This window comes from Allobosea sp. CER48 (assembly GCF_044752385.1).
In the GTDB taxonomy this organism is placed as follows: domain Bacteria; phylum Pseudomonadota; class Alphaproteobacteria; order Rhizobiales; family Beijerinckiaceae; genus Allobosea.
The window spans coordinates 1-2,383 of the sequence record NZ_JBIWYK010000463.1 but is presented as its reverse complement, the minus strand read 5'-3'; the positions used below and the strand labels follow the sequence as shown (position 1 = coordinate 2,383).

General features: G+C 68.7%; 4 protein-coding genes. 1 reads left to right on the top strand and 3 read right to left on the bottom strand.

The genetic code is table 11. The features are described from left to right. On the bottom strand, window positions 1–457 hold a 457-nt coding region (locus ACIPIA_RS14400), incomplete at its 3' end, for an RNA pyrophosphohydrolase (RefSeq protein ID WP_400510536.1). Between the two features lie 94 nt (window positions 458–551). Further along, a complete protein-coding gene (locus tag ACIPIA_RS14395) occupies window positions 552–857 on the bottom strand; it encodes an ArsR/SmtB family transcription factor (RefSeq protein ID WP_400510534.1) in 306 nt (101 codons plus the stop codon). A 90-nt stretch (window positions 858–947) separates the two neighbouring features. Between ACIPIA_RS14395 and ACIPIA_RS14390 the strand changes: the two genes are divergently transcribed. After that, a complete protein-coding gene (locus ACIPIA_RS14390; RefSeq protein ID WP_400510532.1) occupies window positions 948–2,048 on the top strand; it encodes an NADH:flavin oxidoreductase/NADH oxidase in 1,101 nt (366 codons plus the stop codon). Window positions 2,049–2,077: 29 nt separating this feature from the next. Here ACIPIA_RS14390 and ACIPIA_RS14385 read toward each other — a convergent pair. Further along, window positions 2,078–2,383, bottom strand: a 306-nt coding sequence (locus tag ACIPIA_RS14385; RefSeq protein ID WP_400510531.1) for an aldehyde dehydrogenase family protein, incomplete at its 5' end; no start/stop codon positions are given.

The window sequence follows — 2,383 nt, the reverse complement described above, 5'->3', positions numbered from 1 at the left end:
GTTCGTAGACGCTCCTCTTGAAGGGAACGATGAGCCCCGGCATCTGGTTCAGCGGGCGCCAGCGCCACTCGCTGAACTCGGGCGGCTCATCGCCGTTCGGCTTGCCGATATCGATCTCGCTGTCATCGCCGGTGAAGCGGAAGGCGACCCAGCGCTGACGCTGGCCGCGGAAGGCCGAGAGCCGGTGCGGCGGCCCGTCATAGGGCGGGAAATCGTAGCCCCACCATTCGTCGGTCACGGCGAGGAAAACGGCGCTGGTGACGCCGGTCTCTTCCTCCAGTTCGCGGCGGGCGGCGGCGACGATGTCCTCGTCCGGGTCGATGCCACCCTGCGGCATCTGCCAGTCGAAGCCGGGCAGGACGACCTCCGGCCCGGCGCTGTGCGAGTGGCCGGCGAAGACGAGCCCCTGCGCGTTGAACAGGGCGATGCCGACATTGGGGCGGTAGGGAAGGCTCATGGGCCGAGCATAGGATGGCTGCCCTGGCGGCGGAACCGGCGTCGGCGTGTAAGCCGGCATCGCATGGGGACTTGCGCGCTGCGGCGAGCGCCCCTCAATCGCTCCGGCCGGCGAGGACGCAGGAAAGCAGGCCGGGGAAGCGCTCCTCGATATCCTCGCGCCGGAGCGCATTCATCCGCGTCGCACCCTCGTTGCGGGTGCGGATCAACCCGGCCTCGCGCAGCACGCGGAAATGATGCGAGACGCTGGATTTCGGCCGGTCGCCCTCGAGCGCCTGGCAGCTGGCCTCGCCTTCCGCCGCGAGCCGGCGGACGACCTCGAGGCGAAAGGGGTCGCTCAAGGCGTGGAAAACGTCCTCCAGGGCGATCTCGTCGGAAGCGGGCAGGCGGGCATGTCGCATAGCGCGAGCGTATCACAGGGTTTTGATATTGCCAAAGTTCGAAAAATATCGAAATATAGAATTATCAAACTTTACCCCACGGAGCCAAGCATGCCCGGCCTGTTCGACCCTTTCAGCCTGAAGAACGTCACACTGCGAAACCGCATCGTGGCATCCCCGATGTGTCAGTACTCGGCGGAGGACGGCGTTGCGAATGAGTGGCATCGCGCGCATTTCGCGGGGCTGGCGCGCGGCGGTGCTGGCCTCGTCGTGATCGAGGCGACCGGCGTTTCGCCGGAGGGGCGGATCACGCCGGCCTGCCTCGGCCTGTGGAACGATGCCCAGGCCGGGGCACTGGCGCCGGTCGTCGCGGAGATGCGCAAGGCCGGTGCGGTCACCGGCATCCAGATCGGCCATGCCGGCCGCAAGGCCAGCGCCAACCGCCCCTGGGAGGGCGACGACCACATCCCGCTCGATGACCCCCGCAGCTGGGAGACGATCGCGCCCTCCGCCATCCCCCATGGCGGCGGGCTGTCGCGGGTGCCGCGAGCCATGACGCAGGCCGATATTGACCGCGTCCGCGCCGATTTCGTCGCGGCGGCGGAGCGCGCCCGCGACATCGGCATCGAATGGCTGAAGCTGCATTTCGCCCATGGCTATCTCGCGCAGAGCTTCCTCTCGCGCCACGCCAACAAGCGCGACGACGCCTATGGCGGCAGCTTCGAGAACCGAAGCCGCTTCCTGATCGAGACGTTGGCGGCCGTGCGCAAGGTCTGGCCGGAGGATCGCCCGCTGTCCGCACGTCTCGGCGTGATCGAGTATGACGGCCAGGACGAGGAGACGCTCGCCGAGGCGATCGAGCTGGTGAAGCGTCTCAAGGCCGAGGGACTGGACTTCATCGACGTCAGCGTCGGCTTCTCGACCACCGAGGCGAAGATCCCGTGGGGACCGGCCTTCCTGGGGCCTGTGGCCGAACGCGTGCGCCGCGAGGCCGGCCTGCCGGCCTCGACGAGCTGGTACATCAGCAAGCCCGAACAGGCCGACGCGCTGGTGCGCGAGGGCAAGGTCGATCTGGTGACGCTGGGGCGGCCGCTGCTGGCCGACCCGCACTGGCCCTATGCCGCGGCGCAGGCGCTCGGCGTCGAGAACCCGGCCTGGGCGACCCTGCCGGCGCCCTACGCCCATTGGCTGGCGCGCTACCGCGCTGCCTGAAGAAAGGAGGGGCCGGAAGGCCCCTCGCTTCACTCGCCCATCGCGATCAGGCTGGCATTGCCGCCGGCCGCCGCAGTGTTGATCGTCACCGTCTGCTCGGTGGCGAAGCGCGAGAGATAATGCGGGCCGCCGGCCTTGGGGCCCGTGCCCGAGAGCCCGTGGCCGCCGAAGGGCTGCACGCCGACGACCGCGCCGATGATGTTGCGGTTCACATAGATGTTGCCGGTCGCGAGGCGCTCCGTGACACGCTCGACCGTCGACTCGATGCGGGAATGGACGCCGAGCGTCAGCCCGTAGCCGGAGGCATCGATCGCGTCGATCACCTTGTCGAGCTC

Coding starts and splice junctions, on each gene's coding strand:
- ACIPIA_RS14395 (WP_400510534.1), bottom strand. CDS start 857: ATGCGACATGCCCGCCTGCCCGCTTCCGACGAGATCGCCCTGGAGGAC.
- ACIPIA_RS14390 (WP_400510532.1), top strand. CDS start 948: ATGCCCGGCCTGTTCGACCCTTTCAGCCTGAAGAACGTCACACTGCGA.